The organism is Brevundimonas sp. (assembly GCF_016463295.1).
In the GTDB taxonomy this organism is placed as follows: Bacteria; Pseudomonadota; Alphaproteobacteria; order Caulobacterales; family Caulobacteraceae; genus Brevundimonas.
On record NZ_JAEMRO010000151.1, the window covers coordinates 1 to 1,533 of the forward strand.

A 1,533-nucleotide genomic window follows, 5' to 3' on the forward strand; every position below is an offset into this window, starting at 1 on the left:
CGAAACGATCCGCCATGCTCGACAAGACCTTCGACCCCAAGGCCGCCGAACCCCGCCTGTATGCGATGTGGGAAGAGAGCGGCCTGTTCGCGCCGCGCACCGAGGGTGCCGCCGAGGCCTATTCGATTGTCATTCCGCCGCCGAACGTGACGGGGTCGCTGCACATCGGCCATGCGCTGAACAATACCCTGCAGGATATCCTGGCCCGCTATCACCGGATGAAGGGCAAGGCGGTGCTGTGGCTGCCCGGCACGGACCATGCCGGGATCGCCACCCAGATGGTGGTCGAGCGGCAACTGGCGGCGGCGGGCAATGTCGGGCGGCGGGACATGGGCCGCGAGGCCTTCGTCGAGAAGATCTGGGACTGGAAGGCCGAGAGCGGCGGGACCATCGTCCAGCAGCTGCGCCGTCTGGGCGCCAGCTGCGACTGGAGCCGCGAGCGGTTCACCCTGGACGAGGGGCTGAACGCGGCGGTGCGCAAGGTCTTCGTGCAACTGCACAAGGAAGGCCTGATCTATCGCGACAAGCGGCTGGTGAACTGGGACCCGCATTTCCAGACGGCGATCAGCGACCTGGAGGTCGAGCAACGCGAGGTCGAGGGCCACTACTGGCATTTCGCCTATCCGCTGGCGGATGGCGTGACCTATCAGCACCCGATCGCATTCGACGAGGATGGGCAGGCGACAGAGTGGGAAACGCGCGACTTCATCGTCGTGGCGACGACAAGGCCCGAGACCATGCTGGGCGACACGGGCGTTGCGGTCCACCCGGACGATGAGCGGTATGTGGGGCTGGTTGGGAAGTTCGTGACCCTGCCGATGGTCGGGCGGCGGATTCCGATCGTGGCCGACGACTATGCTGACCCGACCAAGGGCTCGGGCGCGGTGAAGATCACGCCGGCGCATGATTTCAACGACTTCCAGGTCGGCAAACGCGCGGGGCTGGCGGCTCTGAACGTCATGGACGGCTTCGGGCGGATCACCGATGCCGATACGACCGACGTTCCGGCTGAATTTGTCGGCCTCGACCGTTTCGCCGCGCGCAAGGCGATCGTCGCCCGCGCGGAAGAGGACGGCTGGCTACGCGAGATCGAAAAGACCAAACACGTCGTTCCGCACGGCGACCGGTCCGGCGTGGTCATCGAGCCGTGGCTTACGGACCAGTGGTACGTTGACGCCCACACCCTGGCCCAGCCTGCGATCAAGGCGGTGGAGACGGGCGCGACGGTGTTCGAGCCGAAGTCCTATGAGAAGATCTATTTCGAATGGATGCGCAACATCGAGCCGTGGTGCGTGTCACGCCAGCTGTGGTGGGGGCATCGCATTCCGGCGTGGTATGGCCCCAACGGCGAAATCTATGTCGCCGAGACGGAAGAGGACGCTCGCGAGCAGGCGATGTCGGACTACGATTCCGAGGTCGTGCTGACGCAGGACGAGGACGTTCTGGACACCTGGTTCAGCTCGGCCCTGTGGCCGTTTTCGACCATGGGCTGGCCCGAGAAGACCGAGGATCTGGAGCGGTTCTATCCGACCA

General features: G+C 65.1%; 1 protein-coding gene. It reads left to right on the forward strand.

Annotated features, from left to right (window positions below):
* Nucleotides 1–14: 14 nt before the first annotated feature.
* Nucleotides 15–1,533, forward strand: a 1,519-nt coding sequence (locus tag JHC81_RS14385; protein ID WP_292175809.1) for a valine--tRNA ligase, incomplete at its 3' end; no start/stop codon positions are given.